The 24,475-nt window shown below is 38.0% G+C and carries 17 protein-coding genes; 13 read left to right on the forward strand and 4 right to left on the reverse strand.

The genetic code is table 11. From position 1 onward, the window contains the following. Positions 1–38: 38 nt before the first annotated feature. Entirely contained in the window at positions 39–551 is a 513-nt protein-coding gene (locus tag EHQ52_RS15765; RefSeq protein ID WP_086445869.1) for an LB099 family protein, read from the reverse strand. 494 nt (positions 552–1,045) lie between these two features. Here EHQ52_RS15765 and EHQ52_RS15770 point away from each other — a divergent pair, with 494 nt between their 5' ends. The 4 genes from EHQ52_RS15770 (at position 1,046) to recD (ending at position 10,756) form a co-directional block, all read left to right on the forward strand. Next, on the forward strand, positions 1,046–1,441 hold the full coding sequence (locus EHQ52_RS15770; protein ID WP_135616146.1) for a hypothetical protein: 396 nt from the start codon (positions 1,046–1,048) through the stop codon (positions 1,439–1,441). A 483-nt stretch (positions 1,442–1,924) separates the two neighbouring features. Next, positions 1,925–5,326 carry an exodeoxyribonuclease V subunit gamma gene (locus EHQ52_RS15775; protein ID WP_135616147.1) on the forward strand — a complete coding sequence of 1,134 codons (3,402 nt, stop codon included), beginning with the start codon at positions 1,925–1,927 and terminating at the stop codon, positions 5,324–5,326. Then, positions 5,313–8,972, forward strand: coding sequence for a UvrD-helicase domain-containing protein (locus EHQ52_RS15780; RefSeq protein ID WP_135616148.1), 3,660 nt, complete (start codon positions 5,313–5,315; stop codon positions 8,970–8,972). Before EHQ52_RS15775 ends, EHQ52_RS15780 begins: the two co-directional genes overlap by 14 nt. After that, positions 8,969–10,756, forward strand: a complete 1,788-nt coding sequence (recD, locus tag EHQ52_RS15785) for an exodeoxyribonuclease V subunit alpha (protein ID WP_135616149.1) — start codon at positions 8,969–8,971, stop codon at positions 10,754–10,756. Before EHQ52_RS15780 ends, recD begins: the two co-directional genes overlap by 4 nt. A 2-nt stretch (positions 10,757–10,758) precedes the next feature. Here recD and EHQ52_RS15790 read toward each other — a convergent pair whose 3' ends face one another. Both EHQ52_RS15790 and EHQ52_RS15795 read right to left on the reverse strand, forming a co-directional pair. Continuing rightward, complete coding sequence (locus tag EHQ52_RS15790) at positions 10,759–13,599, reverse strand: adenylate/guanylate cyclase domain-containing protein (protein WP_135616150.1); 2,841 nt, start codon at positions 13,597–13,599, stop codon at positions 10,759–10,761. A gap of 72 nt (positions 13,600–13,671) precedes the next feature. Beyond that, a complete protein-coding gene (locus tag EHQ52_RS15795; RefSeq protein ID WP_135616151.1) occupies positions 13,672–14,148 on the reverse strand; it encodes an STAS domain-containing protein in 477 nt (158 codons plus the stop codon). Positions 14,149–14,253: 105 nt separating this feature from the next. Here EHQ52_RS15795 and EHQ52_RS15800 point away from each other — a divergent pair, with 105 nt between their 5' ends. From EHQ52_RS15800 to EHQ52_RS15840, 9 genes are all read left to right on the forward strand, one after another. Next, on the forward strand, positions 14,254–16,140 hold the full coding sequence (locus EHQ52_RS15800; RefSeq protein WP_135616152.1) for a polysaccharide biosynthesis protein: 1,887 nt from the start codon (positions 14,254–14,256) through the stop codon (positions 16,138–16,140). Next, the gene (locus EHQ52_RS15805; RefSeq protein WP_135616392.1) at positions 16,133–16,612 is read left to right on the forward strand and encodes a ClpXP protease specificity-enhancing factor SspB; all 480 of its coding nucleotides are present in this window, start codon (positions 16,133–16,135) and stop codon (positions 16,610–16,612) included. The genes EHQ52_RS15800 and EHQ52_RS15805 overlap by 8 nt, the downstream gene beginning before the upstream one ends. Beyond that, positions 16,609–18,216, forward strand: a complete 1,608-nt coding sequence (locus EHQ52_RS15810; RefSeq protein WP_135616153.1) for an NCS2 family permease — start codon at positions 16,609–16,611, stop codon at positions 18,214–18,216. The genes EHQ52_RS15805 and EHQ52_RS15810 overlap by 4 nt, the downstream gene beginning before the upstream one ends. An 80-nt stretch (positions 18,217–18,296) precedes the next feature. Beyond that, positions 18,297–19,208, forward strand: coding sequence for a protease HtpX (htpX, locus tag EHQ52_RS15815; RefSeq protein WP_135616154.1), 912 nt, complete (start codon positions 18,297–18,299; stop codon positions 19,206–19,208). Positions 19,209–19,307: 99 nt separating this feature from the next. Further along, a complete protein-coding gene (locus tag EHQ52_RS15820; RefSeq protein ID WP_100710892.1) occupies positions 19,308–19,841 on the forward strand; it encodes an adenine phosphoribosyltransferase in 534 nt (177 codons plus the stop codon). A gap of 7 nt (positions 19,842–19,848) precedes the next feature. Then, positions 19,849–21,309 (forward strand): S1C family serine protease, encoded by a 1,461-nt coding sequence (locus tag EHQ52_RS15825; RefSeq protein ID WP_135616155.1) that lies wholly within the window; start codon positions 19,849–19,851, stop codon positions 21,307–21,309. Positions 21,310–21,312: 3 nt separating this feature from the next. Continuing rightward, positions 21,313–22,848 carry a S1C family serine protease gene (locus tag EHQ52_RS15830; RefSeq protein WP_135616156.1) on the forward strand — a complete coding sequence of 512 codons (1,536 nt, stop codon included), beginning with the start codon at positions 21,313–21,315 and terminating at the stop codon, positions 22,846–22,848. A 293-nt stretch (positions 22,849–23,141) separates the two neighbouring features. After that, the gene (locus tag EHQ52_RS15835; RefSeq protein ID WP_135616157.1) at positions 23,142–23,495 is read left to right on the forward strand and encodes an LB_289 family protein; all 354 of its coding nucleotides are present in this window, start codon (positions 23,142–23,144) and stop codon (positions 23,493–23,495) included. A 17-nt stretch (positions 23,496–23,512) separates the two neighbouring features. Continuing rightward, positions 23,513–24,001 (forward strand): DUF4269 domain-containing protein, encoded by a 489-nt coding sequence (locus tag EHQ52_RS15840; protein WP_135616158.1) that lies wholly within the window; start codon positions 23,513–23,515, stop codon positions 23,999–24,001. Positions 24,002–24,037: 36 nt separating this feature from the next. Here EHQ52_RS15840 and EHQ52_RS15845 read toward each other — a convergent pair whose 3' ends face one another. Then, complete coding sequence (locus EHQ52_RS15845) at positions 24,038–24,295, reverse strand: RNA recognition motif domain-containing protein (protein ID WP_008589002.1); 258 nt, start codon at positions 24,293–24,295, stop codon at positions 24,038–24,040. Positions 24,296–24,475 lie beyond the last annotated feature (180 nt).

A 24,475-nucleotide genomic window follows, 5' to 3' on the forward strand; every position in this document is an offset into this window, starting at 1 on the left:
CAAGGCCCGTCTTTCGGAAAGATCGACGGGCAGGAAGTTTATTTTTTTCCTTTTTCCTTAATCAAACGTTTCAGAACAGACTCTGAATGACCGCTTAGTTTGATAACCGCAGCCTTGTTCGGTTTCTTTTTTTCCAGTTCTAGTAGAATGGTGGAAAAACGGAACTTTCTGCGAATATGATTCACAGCTGGAATGGACGTTTTGAAAAGTCTAGCTAACTCATGATCCGCATTTCCTTCCTGATTCAGGTCGTAAAACTTGGAAAGTTTAGCGTCATCCCAAACGATCTTCTCGTCCGTCTTATAATAGTTATGGTATTCTAGACGACGGCTGTTTCTTTCGTAAGAGCCTTTGTTTCTTTTCTCTCTCCAAAAAGGATGCCTATTCCTTGCATATTTTATGTCATCTATTGTATAACCGGATTTATTTAACCATTCTGTGGTAATACTGGACTTCTTGGGTCCTTCTAGTTTTGATTTGATGGAAAATTCAATGTACTGCTCTGGCGTTTTCGCAGAGAGGAGTTTCTTTTTTTCCTTTTCGTAATCCATATCCTTGCCTTGCGATTTCTAATGCACCGTCAGGTGTTATTTTATCTTTTAGTCGGTGGATAGTGTTCCTTACCTGGACCAATACCGAAACTCTTTTTCAAATTACGGCACGAAAAAACAAAACGCTTCTTCGCCTGGTCTGGGCTATGCAGAAGAGAATCGCAAAACCTCCTTTAAAGTATACTAAGCAACTTAAAGACTTAGGATGCTCTTCCAAAGTTTGTCCCTCGAAGGACTACAGGAAGCCGTTAACATGACCTCGTCCTCATACAGAAATATCACATGATAGAAAGTTTGTGTACGATTCATTATTATTAATCGAAGTCTGAAACATTTTCGCTTTTCTGTCTCAGTTCCGACGAATAGTAACGTCTTACCTCCTTCTTCTTTCTAATATTTATTAGACTTTGGTTTTTCGCTTCAGATATAATTCTATCTTTTCGAAAAAAAGAAACCAGCAAAAATGACTAAGGTCTTAAGAGAGGTTAGTCATCATGTTATTCAGAACTTCAAATAAAGGCAGAATTAGAGTAGTTACGGCTTATTTGTGCCTTTTTTACTTATTCAATTTTTCCGTTAGCTCTCATGAAGAAGGAGCGGCTCACCCGCATGCAGACCAATGCCGTGCCGATAAAGAAAAATATTGTAAGGAAAGTCCCAAGGGAGATGTTCTCACTTGTTTAAAAAAGAATGAGGAAAATCTTTCCGAAGACTGCAAAGAATTATTACAGGAAGTCAGGGAAAAAGCAAAACAACGAATGGAAGCCTGCAAAGAAGATAAGGAGAAGTATTGCTCCAACCGAGGAACAGCTGTTATCCGTTGCCTCCAAGAGAACAAAAATCTTTTGGGAGAAAAATGTAAATCCGCATTATTCTCCACCTCAAAGTAAGGACATCCGAAATCTCAGCTTACTTTTCAAAGTCTGTATACAAAAGAATTTAAGTATACGAACTTTTTAATGTAGGAGCTTCTACATATTGTAGCGAAAGCCCTTTTGGTATACTGCACAAATTCTATTGTATACAATCGAATTTGATCTTCTGATGTTGTATACAAGAGTGTATACACAGAAAATCGGGAAGCCATCGATATTACTATAAAGTCCGGGACATTCTTCAGAACGAATTTGGTAGGATCTGCTACATGGGCGAAAGTTCGCCAAGCTCTTGGAGTGTCTGTGGATGGGCGCAATAACACAAAACAATCTCAATCAATCCTCCCCATATCCCCAACTTCCGATAATCAGCATTATGTCGCATTAGATAAAATACTTCTAATTGGCGATTTATAAGCCTATAAGAGCTCCCCTCTCGGACCAAAACTTTGTTTTACCGGTCCGTAATTTAATAATTTTTGGTAGAACCGATCGAAGATGAGCATACGAGTCCATAGTTCCTACAATCTTGCGGACTTGTCCGAAGCATTATCCGGATCCTTGAGAGAAGAGATTTCAAGGCAGGATGGATTGTATTCTCCAACGGTAATCATCCCGAACAAGAGTATGGAGACCTGGTTGAACCTGGATCTTGTCCAAAGATTCGGCGTGGTATTTAATATCAGATTTTTGTTCTTGGAAAAGTTTTTAGAGGAGCTGCTTCTCGAAAAATTTTCTCCTGAGATCGATCCAAAATCTAGACCGTTCCTCCAAGGAGAATCTCGAAAATTCCAGATCTACGAGACCTTGCTTCGAGATCAGGAATTTCTTCAAAAATATCCAATCCTTAAAAACTATCTTTTGCCTTCCGCAAGAAAAACTCCGGATCCGGTAAGGCTTTTAGATCTATCAGGACGTTTGGCAAAATATTTCAAGGATTATGAACTTCATAGGCAGGACTGGATCCGAAACTGGCTAGGAGAAAAATATTCACTTCTAAGATTACCTGGAGAAGATATCTGGGAAGAAGTTGCCACCCAATCAGAAATTTTTTTCTTTCAGAAAGAACTCTATTCTTATCTTACAAATTCTGATCCTTCTAAAGAAACTTTGATCCAATATTCAATGCGAAATCTTGGCTTAGAGTCCAAGGCCAAAAAACATTCTCCAAAGAATGTGTATCTATTTGCACTGTCTCAACTATCGAGTACGTATATTTCGATTTTTCAAAATCTGCTTCCTGAAATTCATTTAGAAGTTTTTCAATTCGGGGTTCCAGACGGAGAATTAGTTTCCGGAACAGAAAGAAATCAGATCTGCAGAAACTGGGCGAACTCATTTCGTTCCTTAAAAAAATCCTGGGAAATTTCAGGAGCAGAATTTTTATATTCTTCTAAAAAAGAAAAACAAACAAAAACTGTTTTATCAGAATTCAAAGAATATCTTGGACGATCTGAATATAAAGTATCATCTCGACTTCTTCCGGACGAGAGTTTACAAATTTTAGAAGCACCCGGAAAAGTCAGAGAAGTAGAAGCAGTATTCCATCATATTCTTTCCATCTTATCCGAATCTAAAGAAACTAAATTAACCGATTTTGGGATATTCTGTTCTGACCTTTCCCAATATAGAGCAGCCTTGGAGTTTGTATTCGAAGGTGGCATACAAGCAAAACTTGCAGAAAAGTCCGGCAGCCAAATAAAGACATTACCATATAGTATAAGAGATGTGCTCGCTTCAGAAACTAGCGCCTATATCAGCGGAATACTTTCTCTATTTACTCTACTCTCTAAGGAAAGATCCAGAGCAGATATTTTCAAATTACTTAGAAACCCTTGCTTCCAATCTAAATGGGAAGTGCAACCATCATGGGTAGAAGAATGGGCTAAATTTTCTGAAGACTTAGAATTATACCAAGATGATTCTTTGGAAGAAGAGCAACCACTTGCATTCTCTTTTCGAAAAGGTTTTTTACGTTTAGCCGCTGGCAATATATTATCAGCGGAAGAAGAGGAAGATCTTCCTATCTCCCCTTTTGATCCCGGATCAGGTTCTTCTGTATCAATGTGGATAGGAATTTGGAAACGTGTATCTTTTTTATTAGAAGAATTTTCCTCACTAGTCTCAGATCCAAAATCTTCTAACGAAAAAATTATAGATTCTCTATCCGATCTACTCAGAGAATTATTTTCTTCCCCTTCTTCCAATCCGATTGAAGTAGAATTAGAAAAAAATATTATAGATTCATTATATGAATTAAGATCTGTAAAATGGGATCCTAAAAATTCTAAAGACAGACTTAAGTTTTTAGAGGCGTTTTTTAAACAAACCGGAGGAGAGATCCAGGTCCGAAAAGGACAATACCTAACAGGAGGAATTACAGTATCTTCTCTACAACCAATGCGCCCGATCCCGTTCCTACATGTTTATATTTTAGGATTGGGAGAAGGTTTATTCCCTGGAACAGACGATACTTCCGCGTTCAATCTAAGACATTTGGCTCCTAGAGAAGGAGATATAAATGTAAGAGGCTTAAATCAGTCTTTATTATACGAAACAATCTTATCTGCAAAACAAAGTCTGGTATTATCATTTGTTGCGGAAGACATTACAAAAGACGAAAGTATCGCTCCTTCTTCTTCCTTACTCTTACTCGAACAAGCTTTGAAAGAGAATGTATTAGCTCCTGAAACTTCTGTTAGGATCAAAATCCCTTTAAACAAACATAGCAAAGAATATTTTATCCAAAAAGAAAGTTCCTCTTCAAAGTTTGCGGAGAAGTTCCGTAAAAGTTTCGATCTTTCTTCTTCCCTAGTTTATGGAAAAGAAGAAGATAAAGAATATTATCGTAAAACAGTACTAGGAAATTTCCAGGCTAGTTCTTCTGTAAAAAAGGAAGTTTCGAATTTAGAAACTGTAGATTGGAATGATTTGGTTCGATTTGCAAAATCTCCGCTTTCTTATCATTTACAAAGACGATTTGGATTGTACACAGAAGAAATTTCAGAATCCGAAACTGCAACAGAGGAACCCTTCCGAATTTCAGATAATTTCAAATTTATGAAAGAGTTATGGTCTTATTCTATGAAAAAGACCGAAAAAGAGATCCAAAATTCTTTGGAAGGACTTTTCTCGATTTGGAAAAAAAGAGGAAATATTCCAAGAGGAATTTATGGAGACACTGAATTTTTAACTAAATCAGAGAAAGTGGGAAAAATTTCGGAAGCAGTTTCCGAAATACTTTCAGACGTAGAAATTTTATCCGGATTTACTTTCGGAGAATCCCCCAAGAAAGGGAATTTACTTTCTTTGCCCATTATTCCATTAGAAATTTCGAATGGATCTAAGATTAGTATAAACGGATTAAAAGAAGATGTATTCCTGAAAAAGGAAGCTGACGGAAATTCTACCATTGTGCTCATATATCCAAACTCTAAGAAAAAATTCAAAAATTTAATAGAGCCATTTTTGATCCAATCATTGCTGGATCTTATTCCTTCTAAAGACACTCCAAGATCAGTAACTGCAATTTTCGGATACGGAGATAAACCAACCATACTGAATATGGATCGAGAAGGAGGAGAATTATATCGTAAAAAATTCCTCTCTGATTTAGTCCAAGAATTTTCGGATCAATCTACATCTTTAATTTCTCCAGGGATCTGGGAAGATTTTCCAGATAGATCAGAAATTGATCTAAACGATCCTAAAAGTTTAAATTTATTCTCTCAAGAATATAAAATCTGGGCTCAAGAATCAGTTCAGTACGATCCTGGAATTTATTTGGATGAGATCATTCGACTTCTGCCCTACCCTCAGAATTATATAAGTGAAAAGGACTTTAATCTTTGCTTAAAACTTTATCATCCGCTGGAAAAGGTTTATTATGCAGAAAAATAAACTTGAAGCAGTGACTGGCTCTTTCGCAGACCAAATCGATATTACTAAAAACGGTTTTATTGGCGCTTCTGCAGGAACAGGAAAAACGCATACAATCGTCTTTTTAGTTCTGAAAATACTAAAAGATTCATTCAGGACTTCTTTAGATTCAGACAAAATTCCTTTCGGTATCGAATCTATATTAGTACTTACTTATACAGATAAAGCGGCATCTGAACTAAAAAGCAGGATCCGGGCAGAATTAAAAAATACAATCCTCAAATTGGAGAAAATAGAATCCCCAAGTGAAGAAGAATCTAAAGAGCTAGATTATTTTTTAAACCAAGCTTCTCATTTAGATCAGGCTTATATATCTACCATTCATGGATTTGCACATAAGATCTTAAAAGAATATTCTTTGGAATCGGGAAGTTCTGAAAATTCGGAACTTATAGAAGAATTTTCTGCAGTTTCTAAAGCATTATACAGAAGAATGCGTAACGAGTTTGGCGGGAAATATCCTAAAGAACTTTTGCCTTTTATATTATCTCAAGCAAATCGTTTTTATAATGACGGATTCCAAGGAACTACTTGGGAAAACTTTGTATCCAGTCTCGCGGTTAAGAAGGTTTCTTCTCCAGATTCAATACAACTTCTTCCCCGCCCTCAAAAATTTCCTGAGATTAGCTCCATCAAAAATGTATTTTCGGAAATCCAATCCATTCTTCCTAAATTTTTAGAATTCCAAGATTCATTTAAAAAGAAGATCAATGCAAATAAGTACAAAGCTCTTTCGAGTCGACAGATAGAATTCCAAGATTCTTTGAAGAAGCTCATAGATTTTTCTGACCCATTCTCTCCTTTTCCTTTTACATTAGCTCTCAAAGAGATTTTAAATCTAAAAAGAGGAGAAAGTTCCGGAATAGAATCCATTCTTCTTTCGGATGAAGAGTTAAAAACTGCAACCGGCGAATCCGGATATCTTTCTTATACGTTAGAAAGGGAGAGGATCAGAAAACTTTCTTTAAGTTTAAACGTATTAGAATCTTCTCTTTCTTCTTTCCTAGTTTCTCTTGCCGAGGATATTGCGGAAGATTCAGTTAAGATCAAGGAAGAAGATAATTCGATCACATATGGAGATATGATCTTAGGACTTTCTAATTCCTTGGAGAAAAATCCAGAATTAGTTTCGGAGTTAAAAAAACGTTTTAGATTCGGAATTATAGACGAATTCCAAGATACAGATCCTGACCAATATAATATTTTCAGAATATTATTCTTAGAAAAATCAGGAGGCATCGAAACGGAAGGGAAACTTTTCTTAATTGGAGATGCGAAGCAGTCCATTTACGGTTTTAGAGGTGCAGACTTAGGCACTTATTTAGCTGCAAAAAGAGAATTTGATATCGGTGGAAAATTTGCAAATTTTTCTATCGTTTATCCGGAGTTGGACACAAACCGTAGATCTTTACCTGAACTTATTTCTTCCTATAATTCTATCTTCGGAACTGCAAAAGGAGAATGGTTCCCTATTGGAGAGACTGGATTTTTGCCAATAGAATATGTAAATGTTAAATCTCCTGAGACCCCGGGAAAGGCAATTTTATATTCAGATAAAAGTAATCGTGCTTCTATAAATGCATTTTCACTTTCAAAAGAGACCAATGCGGACCGACTAAAAGACCAATATTCTAAATTTTTAGCGGAAGAAATAATTCATCTAGTTTCTGAGAAATCGGAGATTTATATTAAAAAAGAAGGATATTCTTCTCCTGAAAAACTAAGCTGGTCCGATATTTCAGTCTTGGTTCGGGGAGAAAACGATTCCGAGTCCTTAAAAAGGCAATTCAAAGCTAGAGGAATTCCATACACTTATCCTAAACAAGCTGGGTTATTCGGATCTTCTGAAACGATTAGAATTAGAGAGATCTTGCAATGTTTAGATGAAGAAGGAAGCAGGGATTCATTTTATAAATTATTAATATCAGATCTATTTCGAGTGAAACCTGAAAATCTTCAAAATTATGAAGAGTATCCGATAGAATCTGGCGAAAAAATGCTTTTAGAAACCTGGAGAAAATTTTCCCGCAAAAAAGACTTTCCAGGTCTATTCAGTTCTATCCTGACTGAAAGTAGATTAGCTTCTCCCCTTCCAGATGAATCCATGCAGGATTGGGAAAGAAAGATCACAAACTTCAAACAGATATTTTTCTTTTTAACTGAAAAAGCATCCAAGTCCGACCAAACTTTAGGAGAGTTAATCACTTATTTAGAATCTAAAATGATATCTAAGGAGGATGAGAAAGATTATTTAGAAAAAGATTCTGAAGAAGATAGAGTTAAAATTTTCACCATCCATTCCTGCAAAGGGTTAGAATTTCCAATTGTATTTTTATTCGGGGGATTTTCAGGCTGGGGTACACAAAGAAAAAAATTCTCGGAGTACAGAGAAGACGAAAAACGTATTATAGATCTGGAAAACAATAAAGAAGAGGACTCCGTTTTTAACACAATTAACGAAGATAAAAGATTGTACTACGTAGCTTTGACTCGAGCAATGTACAAATTTTATTTTCCGTTACTTGCAGAGCCAGATCCAAAACGTCCTTTAGAATTATTCCGAAAATCCTTTCATGCTGCTACATCTGAATTTCCCAAAGATTCTTCTGTGGCTAGATTCTGGGAAAATGAAGAAGGAAAATATGAGCACGAATGGATTAGAGATCATAAAACCATCTCTGGATTAATAACGAACCCGACAAAAGAAGAAGGACCTGAAATTTTACGTTCCGTAGAAATTTGGCCGGATAAAGCAGAAAAAAGAAAGATCATCCTAGAAAGTTATTCTTCTTTGGACTCATTTTTTACTTCCGAAGGATTAGGATTCCAGGTTTCAGAAACAAAATCATTTAAAACGGACGAAACACCGGAAGAATCAAAAGAAGAAGAACTGCCCTCTTCTAATAAAATGGGAAACTTGCTCCACCAACTTTTGGAAACAGAAAATTTTAGCGTTTATCAAAGTGCAAAATCATTAAAACAAATCCCCGAAAGTAATATAAAATCATACAAGAATATCCTAAAGTCTTATGGGTATGGGAATAGTTCCGAACAATTAGAATTATTTGCTCACAAAATTGCTGAATTGTTTTGGAATACTCTCAAAACTCCGTTATCACATTCGGAAAAAAACATCTCACTTTCAGAAATTTCTTCTTTGGAAAGAAAGCATGAGGTGGATTTCTTTTTGAAAATCCCTGAACAAACCGGTGTTTCTGATCTATTAAAAGGAACCTTGGATCTAATATTCCTTTCAGAAGGGAAATATTGGATTTTAGATTGGAAGTCCAATCTTCTCTCTGCAAATTTCGGAGAAGATCCTTATTCGGAATCTCATTTGAAAGAAAAAATCCAAGAATCTTATTCTTTGCAGATGGCAATCTATTCCGTAGTTTTGGACGATTGGTTGAGATTCAAGTATGGAAAAGAATATGATCCAAAACTTTTAGGAGGAATGTATTTTGTATTCCTCAGAGGAACAGATCCGAACAGACCGGGGAGAGGGATTTTTTATCAAAATATAGATCCTGAATTTGTGAAAATCTCCAAAGAAAAAATAAAAGAGACCTTGGATTTGAAAAATAGAATTTCGGCGGAAAAAGAATGAACGAAGAATCCCTCGAAACAATTTTAGACAGGGAATATGCTGGATTTCTCACTAAGGAATTTTTAACTTATACAAAAGAAATTCCATACGAAGTTTTATTCTCCTGGAATCTTTCTTTAATCCAGGCATCCAAAACTGGGAATCTCGCGGTCCCATTTTTTGAAAATGATACAATTTCCGATATATTATTCAAAGGAAGAGATAATTTATTATATTTTTCTAAAGTGTTTAGGCAGCTAACTGAAGTTGAAAAAGGTTTTGAAAACTTACTTAAGGCGAGCGTGGCCACAAAGTCCGAAAAAATACAGGAAGTCTTAAAAGAACTCATTTCGACCAATCCACTATCTATCAAAAGAGGAAATAAAGAATATATTCTTTGTGGAGAAGGAGAACAAAAAGTAGCATTAGAAAAAGCTCTTCAACATCCATTTTTTGTTCTTACAGGCGGGCCAGGAACTGGAAAAACGACTGTAGTTGCAAATGTGATCCGGGGACTTTTGCGTTTAGGCTATAATTTTAAACAGATCGGACTTGCAGCCCCTACAGGAAGAGCTGCCAAAAGATTAAAAGAATCCCTAGAGAATACGATCTCAAATTTGCGAACAAAAAACAAATTAGATGATTCTATTTCTGAAATCCCAACTTCTACGTTACATAGGCTTTTAGAATATAATCCTAGAAAAAGAAATTATAAATACGGCAAACATTTTCCACTCCCCTATCGAGTCATCATCATGGATGAAGTGTCGATGGTTGATTTGCATATGATGTATAGATTGATGGAAGCTCTACCTATCGGTTCTGAAAACTTTAGATTAATAATTTTAGGCGATCCGAATCAGTTACCTAGTGTAGAAGCTGGTGCAGTTTTATCAGACTTGGTCAAATCTTTAAAAAAACTAAATTCGGAAAACCTAATAGAATTAAGAACGAGCCATAGACAAGAGGAAGAATTTTCTTCCATTTCTAAAGCGGCAGAGCTTTGTGTAAAAGACAATGTTTCTTTAAAAGAATTCCAAGAGAATCTTCCTAAATCTTTACAATTAGATCCAATTTTTCCAGGCTCTACCAAAGAAGATCTAAAAGGTTTTTATCAGATCCGATTAGACTACAAAAAAGAATGGAAGGAATTTTTGAAAAGAACTGCAGAAGATAAAATTCTTCCTATATTTTCTAAACTTCCCAATCCGAATTCTCCTCAAGAATTAAAAGAATATTTAAATAAAGATCTAAATCGATTTAAAATACTTACAATTCTTAGAAATGGGATTTTCGGAAGTGAATTTATCAATAAAGAATTAACAGAACTAATTCTACATCATAAAAAAGGAAATTTGATACAGATCGGGACCAAAACTTATTTTTCAGGACTTCCGATTCTTATTACAAAAAACGATAGAGTAAGAGGAGTTTATAATGGAGATACTGGTCTCGTTCTAGAGGTCGCCACTCCAGATGGAGGAAATGAACTCAGAGCATTATTTTTTATAGAAGGAGAGATCCGAGATTTTGCATTAGATACTCTCCCTCCTCATGAGCCTGCATTTGCAATTACAGTCCACAAGTCCCAAGGTTCAGAATATGATTCAGTTTTTATTATTTATCCACCTGACCCGGCAGATCTAAATACGGAAGAAGTCTCTCTAGAACTATTCAAAAAGGAAATTTTATATACTGCGATCACTAGAGCAAAACGATCTGCGTTTTTGGTTTCGGAAGAAAAACTTTTAGAATATTCTCTCCGAAACCGTTTTGAAAGATTAACCGGTTTTAAACTAAGTTAAAATCACTTATGATCTCTAGTATACACTCCATCCCAAGAAGTTGGAGGTGGAGTTTTTTTATACTCATTACATCTTTCTACAAGTAATTGAACAGCTTTGTCTTCTTTACCTTTTGCTTTTTCAGATTCTTTGAATTTTTTAACAGCAGGATCCCATTTGCGATCTATGTATAATGCTAAACCCTCTTCATATAAACCGATGATTTCTTTTTTAGCGGAAGCAACACCTTTCAATTCTGAAATTGCCTCGTACAAGATCACTGGCTCATTCTTACCTTTTACACGAACTAAGTCTAGTTTTCTTGTAAAAATAGAATCCTTAATTTCAGAATGAACTGAGTCTGAAACTAAAATGGAAACCCCATAATCTTTACCTGCAGCTTCTAAACGAGCCGCAAGGTTTACTGTGTCTCCCATCATAGTATAAGATGCGAGAGCATCAGTTCCCATGAATCCAACTTTGGCGAGTCCAGTGTTCAGACCGATCCGGATCTGCATATCTCTTGCGTCTGGAATATATTTTTGGCCCTTCTTCCAACCAGATCGTAATTCTTCCAATTTATCTAACATTTTGATAGAAGCTCGAGTTGCTTTTAAACAATGACCTTCTACATCTACAGGTGCGTTAAAAATTCCTACGATCGCGTCCCCGATATACTTATCCAAAACGCCGTCATGATCTTTTAGGATCAAAGTCATTGCAGAAAGATATTCGTTTAGAAGTTCAGATAATTCTACAGAACTTAACTTTTCACTAATATTCGAAAAACCTGCTACATCAGAGAAGAATGCGGTCACCCTTTTTTCGGTACCTCTTTTGAGGGCCGCAAGATCTTTCATTGCCTCACCGATCACTACAGGATCGATCATACTTCCTAAGATACCTTTTATCTTTTCTCTTTCCCTAAGACCGGTCACCATTTGGTTGAGTGCAACAGAAAGATTTCCGAATTCGTCGCTTCCACCCTGTTCGAATTCTACGTTTAGATTTCCTTTTCCTACTTGTTCTGCATTTCTAATCAGACGTTTGATCTTTTGGACTACAAACCCAGAGATGAATACAGCTAAGAAGATCGAAAATCCGCAAATACCTAATGCAGAAAGTACAGCCCTGTCTCTATTGCGACGAATAGATTCCAAACCTTCTGTTCTATCCACTACGGTTCGGATCACTCCTGAAAAGTTAGAAGCGAGAACGACTGTTGGAAGATCTTCTGAAACTTCTGAAATTAAAGGTGTTGAGTCTAATTTCCAAAGAATTTGTTCTGCTTCTGTTCTACTGTTTCCGATGATCCCATCTGGAAAGAGCGCTTTTAATTTTGCAGTAGGAGTTTCACTTTCTCCCGAATAGATCCATTCTCTGACGGAATTCCAACGTTTTTGGAAAGTTTCTTTTCCTTCTTCCGATTGAACAGATTTCCCATAATCGGAACCATCTGGTCTGAATCTGAGTAGGATCTGATCCTCTAAAGCGGAGTCTCTGATAGAACCAAAAGATTCTACTTCCAATTCTTCCTCTTCTTTAGGAGGATTATTGCGAAGATACGTTGCGTATAATAAATTTCTTTTACGTATTAATGCTGCGTATTTTGTATATTGGTTCTTAAATTCTTTATCTTTGAAAGGAGGGATCGGAGGTTTTTTCTCTTTCAACTCTTTTAGTCTGGTTTCTAAGATAGGAGGAATTTTAGAAAGTTCTGATAGTATTTCCTGTTCTTCTCTTAAATAATTAGTCCAAGCTCCGAGTGTACTTCTTCTGGATTCTAAAAGTTTAGCTCTTTCTGTAGATGCCGGATTTCTAAAATGAGGGGAATATAGAGCCTGTAACTCTAATCCATTTTGTTGGAAAGAAGTAGGACGTATCTCTCCTAAAACTCCTGCGCCTTCTAAAAGAGAACTTAATGCAGATTTTAATCCTTCTTCCAAATTTTCTTCCATAGGAGCTTGGTTCAAAGAAGATTCTGAATCAAAAATTTTAGTATCTAATGTAGGCTCTGAAGCTTCGCCAGGAATGATACCTGAAACTGGAAATGTTTGGATCCTAAATCTGCCCGTATCTAATCCCAATTCTTTGATCTTTCTTTTTTTGGAATCTGCAAGAATGGATACAATATTCTCATCCAACTCAGATCTAAGTTTTCGTGCGAGAAGTGATTTTTTACGAAGTTCTTCTTCTGCGGCGGAGATCTCAGTCTGATCTGGTTTTTCTTGATTTTCTTTTAACTCGCCTAGACGCTTTCTTACAAGTCCCGCCTCTCTATCTACAAATACGAATTTTTTAGCTAAACCTTGTAGGCGAGCAAACTCTTTATCATTAACTACTTCTTCCCCACCTTGTTGAAGTTGTAGGCGGATGTTTTTTTCTAAAACTTGAATATCATCCTTGGAGAGATAAGCTGAGTAATACGTATCTAAAGTTTTACGGACCGTATTTTTTCCCAAAGCACCGAATAAACTAGTTTTGATCCCGAAAAAAGAGACCTTCTTTTCCTGGACTACGGTTTTGGTTGTTTTATATTTTTTTAATGCTTCTGTTTGTTTGCTGACCCGGTCGCGAAATTCTTCGATACGGATCAAACTTTGGGAAATATTATCCAATTCCAAAACGAGAGAAGAGATATATTTTCTGGAAATAGCAGCTTCTCTATCGTAACTATCAGTGAGAATTTCTGTCTGTTGTCTCACATAAATAAAGGAAAGTATTAGAATGGTCAGAACGATCAGACTTCCAGTAAACCAGGCGAGTTTTGCTCGGATCCCGGAATAAAATAATCTCGGAAGAACTAGAGTAAGATCTAGGAATTTTTGCCCGAAACTATGCTTGTGCGAAGTTTGTGTACCCATATAATAGTAACAGCACCAGTCTGAATTTTTTCTGGCAAGCCTATAAAATTTGGAAATTTATTTCCGAATGGATTAGAATAATTTCTCGTAACTAGCCGTTCTATAGTCTGCGGTCAGGTAGAAGGTATGGTCGCAGGACGGACAACGGTAGTTTCCTTTTCCTTGTACTCTCAAGATCTGGAGACAAGCAGGACAGGCCGTAGTACTTTCGTTAGGTTCAAAACTGGGATCTACATTTTGACCGGAGACTAAATAATATTTTGCTTCTTCTCTAGTTTTGAAGTACGGGATTTTTTCTCGGAGCCCAAGACGATTCCAATCTCCCATGAGACTTTCGGACAATCCGCAGGCGGCATATTTGGAACTCAAATGAGAGAGAGAAGAATTTTTGAGGGAAAGTAAACCGTTCTCGTCCCAGACTTGTAGGTCTCTGGCATCGAGAAGAATTTTATGGGGCTCACTTCGAAGTAGAGGATCCGTTTTTTCTCGGAAAGAGTTTCCGAGTAAGGAATCCAGTTTGCCTTGTAAATTGACGATCAATTCTTTCACTAGAAAAAAGCCCTTTAAAGTTTCGAATCAGATCGGGTTTTTAAGCAACCTAAAAAACTTTAAAAAGATTGGACTTTTACTCAAGAGCGACATTTTTTTTACTTAATGGGACAATGGAATCGTCGAAGCCTTCTCTTCCCTCTGGATTTAAGCTTCATGATCCTCTCCTATTTTCTAGCCCATCTGATTCGTTTCGAATCCACTGTATTTCTACAGGAACCTAACGACTTTTTTATTCCACTTTTGATCGTAGTGGTCTGTCGTTCTCTAGTATTTCTATTTTCGAATATTTACAGATCAATTTGGGCATACGCTTCCATCCACGACCTGGTGGAAATTATCAAGACCACAGTACTTTCTTCACTGATCTCAAATACCGCACTATTATTCTATAACGGATTCGAACATCTTTCCAGAATGATCCCTGTAATAGATACACTTCTTCTTTTAGGATTTTTGTGTATTCGCAGCCTTTCTTGGAGATTAGTAAGAGATCAGTACATTCTACGCAAAAAACAGGGGGATGGAATTCCAACACTGATTTTAGGTGCCGGAAAAACGGGAGCTACACTTCTTACGGAATTAAGAAGGCATAATGATCTAAACCTTCTCCCCTTAGGCCTTTTGGACGACGACGAATCCAAGATTGGAGCACATATTCAAGGTGTACCAGTCCTCGGAAAAATTGACCAAGCAGAATCTCTGATCCGTTCTCTGGAAATCAAAAAGGTTCTGATTGCATTTAGCAATCCGGACGGAAAACAGATCGGTAAACTTATCAAAAGTTTCGAATCCGAAAATGTAGATTTTAAGATCCTTCCCTCTTTGGGTTCTTTATTTTTCGATCCTCCAAAAGTACAACAATTAAGAGAGATCCGGGTAGAAGACGTACTAGGTCGCCCAGTTGTAGATCTGGAAATAGAATCTATTCGTTCTTATATTGCTGGTAAAACAGTATTAATTTCCGGAGCAGGCGGATCCATCGGAAGCGAATTATGCAGACAAGTTGCAGTATTCCATCCAGCAAAAATGATCCTACTCGATTCTGCAGAAACTCCCCTTTACGAAATAGATTACGAACTAAGAAAAGTTTTTAAAGATAGCGGGATCCAATTCAGAGCGGTGATCGCAGATATTAAAAATCCACTCAGGATAGGTTCCGTTTTTGAATCGGATCGTCCTCAAGTAGTATTTCATTCTGCAGCTTATAAACATGTTCCTATGATGGAGATCAATCCATCCGAAGCAGTTTTAAATAATGTACTAGGAACTAAGAACTTAGCAGATATTTCTAGAATTTATGGCACCGAACGTTTTGTTTTAATTTCCACAGACAAGGCGGTCAATCCAGTAAACATAATGGGCGCCTCTAAGAGAGTTGCAGAATTATATCTGCAGGCGATCTCCCAAGGTACCAAAACAAAATTTATCACAGTAAGATTTGGTAACGTGTTAGGCTCCAGTGGTTCAGTTATTCCTAGATTCAGAGAACAGATCAGTAATGGTGGTCCTGTGACTGTGACCCATCCTGATATTATCCGTTATTTTATGACAATCCCGGAAGCTACACAATTGGTTTTGCAAGCAGCTGCTATGGGGGAGAAGGAAGAAATTTTTCTCCTAGATATGGGAGAACCGATCCGCATACTGAATCTTGCAGAAGATATGATCCGACTTTCAGGATTCAGGCCTTATACAGATATTCCAATTGTGTTCACAGGTTTAAGACCTGGAGAAAAACTATTCGAAGAACTGCTGTTAGATCTAGAAGGGATCAAAAAAACACATCATCCAAAAATCAGGATTGCAGCCCCCTTAGAGGAAGGAGATCCTAGCAGCTTCCAGGCCAGATTTAACTCTTTATTAGAAGCAGCTAAATCAGATCGAGAAGATGAGATTTTCTCATCTTTTAAGACTCTCGTGCCTGAATACAAAATACATAAAGAATATATCAGCGAGGAATCCTCGCGTAAGTTGAAAAATGATGGATAGTCCGAATTTAGAAGACATACAAGCACTTCGAGAATTCAAAAAACAACTCTTCTCGGTGTACTGGGAAAGGTTCGGCACCTTTTACGTACACGTAATGCCTCATCCAGATCTAAAAATTGGAAAAAGAGGACTAGTGGGAGAAGAGCCAGAATCAGGTATCATCCTAGTCATAGGACCCCGCGCCGCAAGAGATATCAAAATAGAAGAAGAATGGGTCTATGCAGAACTTCAGTTCGGCTATACCTGGGAAGAAGTCTTTCTACCCTGGGACGGAATTTTCAGATATTTCGACAAATCCCAACAAACTGTCACTCAAATGAGAATCTATTTAGGTAAACCGGAACTACCTCCTAAAAAAGAGGACGTGTCTACGGCAGAAACCAAAGAAGAAGTTTCCGATCCTGAATCCGGATCTTCTAAACGAAAAGATAATGTAATCCAAGTAGACTTCGGGAGTAAAACAAAGAAATGAGCAAATACAAATGGTTTGTTGCCGGGGACCTGGATGGATTCTTCGGACTGATGATCGATAACCTGATCCAAATTTTGGTTCTAGTAGCTTTATGTATCGGCTTTTGTGGAATGCCTCAGGATTTCGTATTCAGAGTGGTCATTCCAGGAGCTGCAATCTCTCTACTTGTAGGAAATCTTTTTTACGCATGGCAAGCAAGGCAACTTTCGATCTCAGAAAACAGAAGTGACGTAACTGCATTACCTTACGGGATCAATACTGTGTCCTTATTTGCATTCGTATTTTTCGTAATGTTCCCGGTTTATCAAAAAACGAATAGTTATAAAGCAGCTTGGTCTATTGGACTTCTTGCAAGTTTTGTATCAGGTTTGATCGAATTTTTTGGAGCATTTATTGCGGAGAAGATCCGTAAAGCAACTCCAAGAGCAGCACTTCTTTCTGCACTTGCTGGGATTGCACTTACATTTATCTCCATGGACTTTTTAGTCCGTACATTCTTAAATCCACTGGTCGCATTCGTTCCTTTCGGAATTATACTACTGCAATACTTTGGAAGAGTGGTATTTCCATTTAAGATCCCGGGTGGACTTATCTCTGTGATTGTAGGAACCCTACTTGCTTGGTATCTTCCCCATATCACTGGGAAACAAATGATGGATGGAGCTGCCTTACACTCCTCTATCGATTTTGGATTTAATTTTCCAGTTTGGAGCGGTGGAGATCTATTCGAAGCTTGGAGCCAAATCGGTATCAGAGAATATTTATCTGTGATATTACCGATGGGAATTTTTAACGTAATCGGTTCATTACAAAATATTGAATCTGCAGAAGCAGCTGGAGATAAATACAATACCAGAAATTCACTCATGATGAATGGTGTTGGAACAATTGTTGGCTCTTTATTCGGATCTCCTTTCCCTACTACAATTTATATTGGCCATCCAGGTTGGAAAGCGCTCGGAGCAAGATCAGGTTATTCCAGTTTAAACGGAATTTTTATGACTTTGATTGCTTTCTTCGGGTTGGTTAGTTTTGTATGTGCTCTCATCCCAGTCGAAGCTGGAATGGCAATCGTACTTTGGATTGGTATCGTAATCGGTGCGCAAGCATTCGAAGCTACACCTACTAGACACGCACCTGCGGTTGTGCTTGGACTTCTTCCTGCTCTTGCTGGTTGGGGAGTTTTGATGATCCAAAGTGCATTCAATTATGCGGCTCCAATTCTTGCAAAAGCGATAGAAGGAACAGAAGCAGCTTCTAAAACCCAGAATATCTGGCTTTCTACAGTGCCTTTAGATCAGCCGATTTTTCCGTATTCACTCGGTGGATTGTTAAGTTTATCCCAAGGATTTTTACTTTCTTCTATGGTTTGGGCTGCGATCGCAACATTTGTGATCGATAGAGATTTTAAGAAGGCGATAATAGCAAGTTTGGTGGGTGCATTCCTTGCTGGAACAGGATTTATACATTCTTATTCCTTGGCTGGAAACGCAATTTTGAACTCTTTTCAGCTAAACCTGGGTCCATTTGTTTGGGCATATTTATTACTTGCGGGACTTTTTCTTCTAGCTTCTTTCTTAAAGAAGGAACCTAGAGCGGTCTAACCATTACCGGAATTTAGAAGACCGGCGGGCACGGAGTTACCGAGGCCTAAAAAACTTCTAAAAAGGAGAACTGTTCGCCTATGGCGCTTTTTCGCAGATTTGGATTATTCGCGCTTACTAATATCGCGGTAATCTTCACGATCGGATTACTACTCAGACTTTCTGGATTGGATGTATATTTAGCCAAGTCCGGAATGCCTTACGCTACTACCCTTCTATTGGCAACAATCTGGGGTATGGGAGGTGCATTCGTTTCCTTGTTGCTTTCCAAGTTTATGGTAAAGTCCTCCATGGGAGTCCAAGTCATAGATCCTAGAAACGCATCCGGATGGCAAAGAGATCTTTTAACTAGAGTGCAAAGATTGGCGCAGGCGGCTGGACTTCCTATGCCAGAAGTTGGATATTACGAATCTCCTGAGATAAACGCATTCGCTACTGGTCCTAGCAGAAATAGCGCATTAGTTGCTGTTTCCACCGGGCTCTTGAATGGAATGGATAGCGAAGAATTGGATGGAGTTTTAGGACACGAACTTTCTCACGTAGCCAATGGAGACATGGTGACCATGACATTGGTACAAGGTGTGGTCAACTCGTTCGTGATCTTCTTCGCTTGGATCGTAGCTAAAGTTATCATTTCTCAATTGAATCGTAATGATGATAGAGGATCCAGTGGTGGATTCTTTATGGAGTTTATGATCAGACAACTTTTGATGGTGGCCTTTGGACTTTTAGGTTCCATTGTTGTGGCTTATGTTTCCAGAGCCAGAGAGTATCGCGCAGATGCTGGTGGTGCAAAATTAGCCGGAAGATCTAGCATGATCTCTGCTTTAGAAAGATTAAAAGTAGCTTTCAATAGAGATCCAGTCGATCAAAGAGGAGAAAACATCGCCGCTTTGAAAATTTCAAATAGAGCCGGAGGACTTGCTTCCTTATTTGCAACCCACCCTCCTCTAGAAGAAAGAATTGCTGCTCTTAGAGCAAAAGCATACTAACCTAAACACGCGGCCTTCTTTTCTGGAGGCCGCTCCTATTACCCATTGAAAAAAGAATTGTTTGTTCCTTTCCGGAAAATGGAATTGGACTTCGAGCCCATGTCCATAGTTAAAAGCAAAATTCGCACGATCCCGGATTATCCCCGCAAAGGAATCCTATTCAGAGACATCACTTCCCTATTATTAGATCCGGAAGGTTTAGCTCTTACCATAGGTACTTTCGTAGACCGGTACACAGGTAAAGGAATCACTAAAGTAGCCGGAATTGAAGCCAGAGGTTTTATCATTGGTGCACCTCTCGCATTCCAACTAGGAGTCGGATTCATTCCGATCCGTAAAAAAGGAAAACTTCCTTCCGAAACAGTTTCCCAAGAATACGATTTAGAATACGGAAAAGATGTGATCGAGATCCATAAGGACTCAGTTGTACCTGGAGATAGGATACTACTTATGGACGACTTGATCGCAACGGGCGGAACAATGATCGCTGCAGTTCAGTTATTACAAAAGCTTGGCGCAGAAGTTCCAGAAGTAGGAGTCATCATTGATCTTCCTGATCTGGGCGGAGCTACAAAATTAAGCAAAGATTTAGGTGTAAACGTATTCTCTATTTGTGAATTCGAAGGACATTAAAAATCTCATGCGGATCCTGAAATCTGGTCTGATCGTACTAGTATTCTCTCTTCATTTCCCTCTTTTCTCTGAAGAAAAAAGTGATTTCGATCATGTGCGAAAAGCAGTCGTACAGATCAAAGTATATTCTCAAGCATTCAGCACTTTTACTCCCTGGGCCACTGATGGTGTTCGTGCAAGTTCAGGCACTGGTTTCTTGATCGGGAATAAAAGAATATTAACAAATGCTCATGTTATCTCAAATGCAAAATACGTTCAAGTACAGAGATATAATCAGACAGAGTGGTACAGGGTAAAAATCCTACATGTAGCGCACGATTGCGATTTAGCAGTTTTAGAAGCAGAAGATCCAGAATTTTATAAAGATTCCACTGAACTTAGCTTGGGGGAAATTCCTGAACTAAATTCTTCCCTCATCGTTGTGGGATATCCAATCGGAGGAAATAAAGTCTCCGTAACCAGAGGGATCGTTTCCAGAAAGGAACAATCCAAATACGAGCATTCTTCCGTAGATAGTCACTTAGTATTACAAGTAGATGCTGCAATCAATCCAGGGAACTCAGGTGGGCCTGCTATTCAAAATAATAAGGTAGTAGGAGTCGCTTTCCAAGTCGCAACCAAAGGGGAGAATATTGGTTATCTCATCCCTACAAAAGTGATCCGCCATTTTCTAAAAGATATAGAAGACGGAATATATGACGGTTATGTGGAACTTGGTATAGGAACATTCAATTCTTTTAATACTTCTCTCAGAAAAGCAAAAGGTATCCCTGAAGGTTTAGAAGGTGTATTTGTAACCAGAATTCTTCCTAACGGCTCCGCAGATGGATATCTGAAAGAAGGAGATTATCTAACAGAGATAGATGGTCTTACAATCGGAAGAAATGGAACAATCACCTTAGATAAAGACGCCAGAGTTGATTTTACAGAAACTGTAGATGATAAATATTCAGGCGAGCCGATCCGATTCAAAGTATTCCGAAATGGCAAACTCATTGATGTAGAATTCAAAGCCAAAAGGATGCCTGATTTCGATTTTATGAGAAACAGGTACGATGCACCTTTTGATTATTCTATGATTGGTGGATTATTATTCCAAGAGATGACCAGAGATCTTCTGGGCGCTTGGTCTAGAAGTGGCAACACTTCCGGCGGCAGCCAGTTCTTATACAGATACGATTATTTTATAGAAGATGGGATCGGCAGAACTAAAAAAGCGGATGTGGTTTTGTACAGAAAATTGGCCCACCCTGTAAATTCTTCCTCCGATTATTTTCTAAATCTAGTTCTGGAATCTGTTAATGGAGAAGCGATCAATAGTCTCGCAGATCTGAAAAAGATGATTTCAGAATCCAAGTCCAAATTCTTAAAATTAAAATTTTTGAATATAGATCTTCCATTGATCTTGGATAGAGAGGAAGCCCAAAAAGCAGATTCCCAGATCAGAAGCACCTACGGTTTGGAGTAATACGTGAAATCCAAGATCCTTCTAATCATTATAAGCATTTGTGTTTTCAGCTCTGGGCTTTCCGCTAAAAAGCCAAAACAGTCCGCGAATAAATCTACTCCTGTTTCAAATGGGATTTTGTCCCAGGCAAAAGCAGAAGAAGAATACAAAAAGAGCATAGTCCAGGTAAAGATCTCTTACCAAGAGCCAGATTATTTCAATCCTTGGAAAAAGAAAAATCCAAAGGTAAGAAGAGGCGTTGGGATTGTAGTCCCAGGAGAAAAGATCCTATTACCAGCACATCTACTCACCCACTCCACATTGATTGAAGTTAAAAAACATTCTTCTTATGCGGAGACAAAGGCGACTGTTGCAAGACAAGATTCAGAATCCGACCTCGCACTTTTAAAAATAGAAGAAGAGAACTTCTTCAAAGATCTAACTCCTTTTGAATTCCAAAAAGAGATAAATTATCCTAGACAAGTTTCTATCTACCAATTAGACAATTCTGGTTCTATACAATCCGCTTCTGGTGCCCTCATCAGCATGGACTTGGATCAATATCCTCAAGGAATGGTAGAACTTCCTGTATTGGATGTAAACTCCACTGAAACATTAAATGGAAACGGAGAAGTTCTATTAGAAAAAGGAAAAGTAAGCGGAATACTTTTCGACTTCTCCGGAGATAAAAATTCTGGCAGAGCAATTCCTTCTTTTTTAATCAGCAAATTCCTGGGAGATTTTGGTAAGACTGAAATTCCTTTTAAAGGTTTCCGTTATAGACCGATCATGGACAAGGCTACCAAGGATTTTTATTCTCTCAAAACAAAAGACCAAGGGATTTTAGTAGCAGAGATCATACCTGATAGTTCTGCAGATGGAATATTAAAAATAGGTGATGTGGTTCTTGAGTTCGGCGGCAAAAAGATAGACTCAAAAGGATATTTCCATCATCCAAAGTATGGTAAACAGGTTCTTTCTTATATAGCTCATTTAGGTGACGAATTCGGTTACCAAATCGGAAAACAAATCCCAGTCAAAATTATCCGATCCGGTAAAGAAGAAGAAGTCCAACTTACTTTAAAAACATTTCCTTATTCTTCTATCCGCATTCCTCATAGAAACCTAGGATCAAAATCAGAATATTATTTTGATGGCGGGTTCTTATTTGTAGAACTTTCGGAAGGTTATTTATTGGAATGGGGAAAAGATTGGAGATCTAAAGTAGATCGCAAACTTCTATATACATTCGATTATCATAAGTTCAGCACAGGCGACAAAAAAGAAGGTAAATTTGTATTACTTTCCCAGGTCATTCCGGACGAATCCAACCAAGGATATCATGAGGTTTCCGGAAGATTAGTAGATGAAGTAAATGGCAAGCCTGTTCAATCCATCCAAGATATTTCTAACGAAATAAAATCATCCAAGTCCAGGTACATTACGATTTTATTAGATGATGGAACAGATGTCGTTTTGGATAAAGAAAGCCTAAGTGCCGCTAACCAAAGGATCCAAAAAGAATATAGGATTCCTAAATCCTCCATGGGTTCTCGCTAAAAGGGCCACACTTCTTCTTTTTTTATAAACGTTCGTACGAAAAAAGGCCCAAAACTAGGCCTTTGCGGAAAGAATTCTCCTTTAGTCCCGGTCTAATTCTATAGGAATGAAAGTTTGGAACGATTATACAGAATTCTCCCGATTTAGATTGGGACTTTTTGCAAATCAAACCTAAACTTCCGCCAGATCGGCAGCTTTAATGAGTTTTTCTACCAGAGTTCTTTAGGGTTTTTTCTTTGCCCGTGAGCTGGTTTCGAAAATATGGCAGGTATAGCCGATAAGAGAGGGTTCTTATGAAACGGACCGAATTGGAGAGACGAGAAAGAGATCTCCGCAAAGCGCAAAAAAAGGAAGAAGCCCTAGATAAACGCGGAGGCGGGAACGGAGTCGGCGATTTTATCGATCAACTTTCCGGGTTATTCCGTTACGACGCTACTGAGATCTTTAATACAAAAGACGATATCAATATTCTGGAAGTTTTGGAAGAGATGCAAGTGATCCTTCCCCAGAAAAAATGGGACGATGTTCTTAAAAAGGCGATTAAGAAAACTGGTGTTTTAGAAAAAGACAGAGCCTATAAAGAACTCTTAGAGCTTCTAAACGTAGAAGAAGAAAACGAGGACGAAGAGGAAGAAGTAGGCGTTTAATCGCCTACTTTGCCTGAATGACAAACCGATTTTCGGATTGTTCTTCACTTCTAAAAGATCATAAAGTTCTCGAAATCCTTTCCGAATTCTCTCCTGAATTCGTAGGTTCCATTCCAATCGGAGTGGACCTTCCCCAATCTGACATTGATATTATTTGCGAGTTAAGACCTTCTTTATTAAAAGTTTTAGGATCATTTTCTTCTTATCCTAATTATCATCTTTCCGAAAAAGTTTTGGGTAATGTGCCTTCTATCATTTGTAGATTCCGTTTAGGATCTGAAAAGGTGGAGATCGTGGCACAAAACCTTCTCCCTAAAAAACAAATCGCGTATCTACATATGATCATAGAAGAGAAGGTCCTGAAAGATAAAGGGGAAACTTTTAGGCTGTCTGTTTTGGAGAAAAAGAAAGAAGGGAAAAATACGGAGGCGGCGTTTGCTGAACTTTTAGGTTTGGAAGGAGATCCATATTCTTCACTTTTAGAATATGGAGAAAGGGAATATTAGAGAAACTCGGGGAAGTTCCCTTCCCCGAGAAAGATCTTAATGTCTTCTTGGTTTGTTGAAAGTCTGAGGTTTTGCGATATCGATATTCAAAGTTCTACCTTTGAACTCAGTCCCGTTTAGACTGTTCTTCGCGTTTTCAGCTTGCTCCTCGCTAGCCATTTCCACGAATCCGAATCCTTTACCTTCAATTACTTTTGCGTAAGCTACTTCTCCGTAGTTGGAGAACAGGTCACTGATTTCCTGCTGGCGAACGGAGTAATTAAGATTTCCTACAAAGAGTTTGCGATTCTGCATGCTTTCCTCGAACAAAAAATTTAGGCAGCTTCCGACTCGCAAACGAAGACCAATTCGCCTTCCGTAAGACTAAACACTCTTTAAGAACAGCGGGATTGATTTGAATGATCGTAAAATCGCGGATAGCAGGGTTTCTAAGAGAAGCAAAGCTCGGATTTCACCGATCTGATTACAATGACA

This window comes from Leptospira koniambonensis (assembly GCF_004769555.1).
Taxonomy (GTDB): Bacteria; Spirochaetota; Leptospiria; order Leptospirales; family Leptospiraceae; genus Leptospira_B; species Leptospira_B koniambonensis.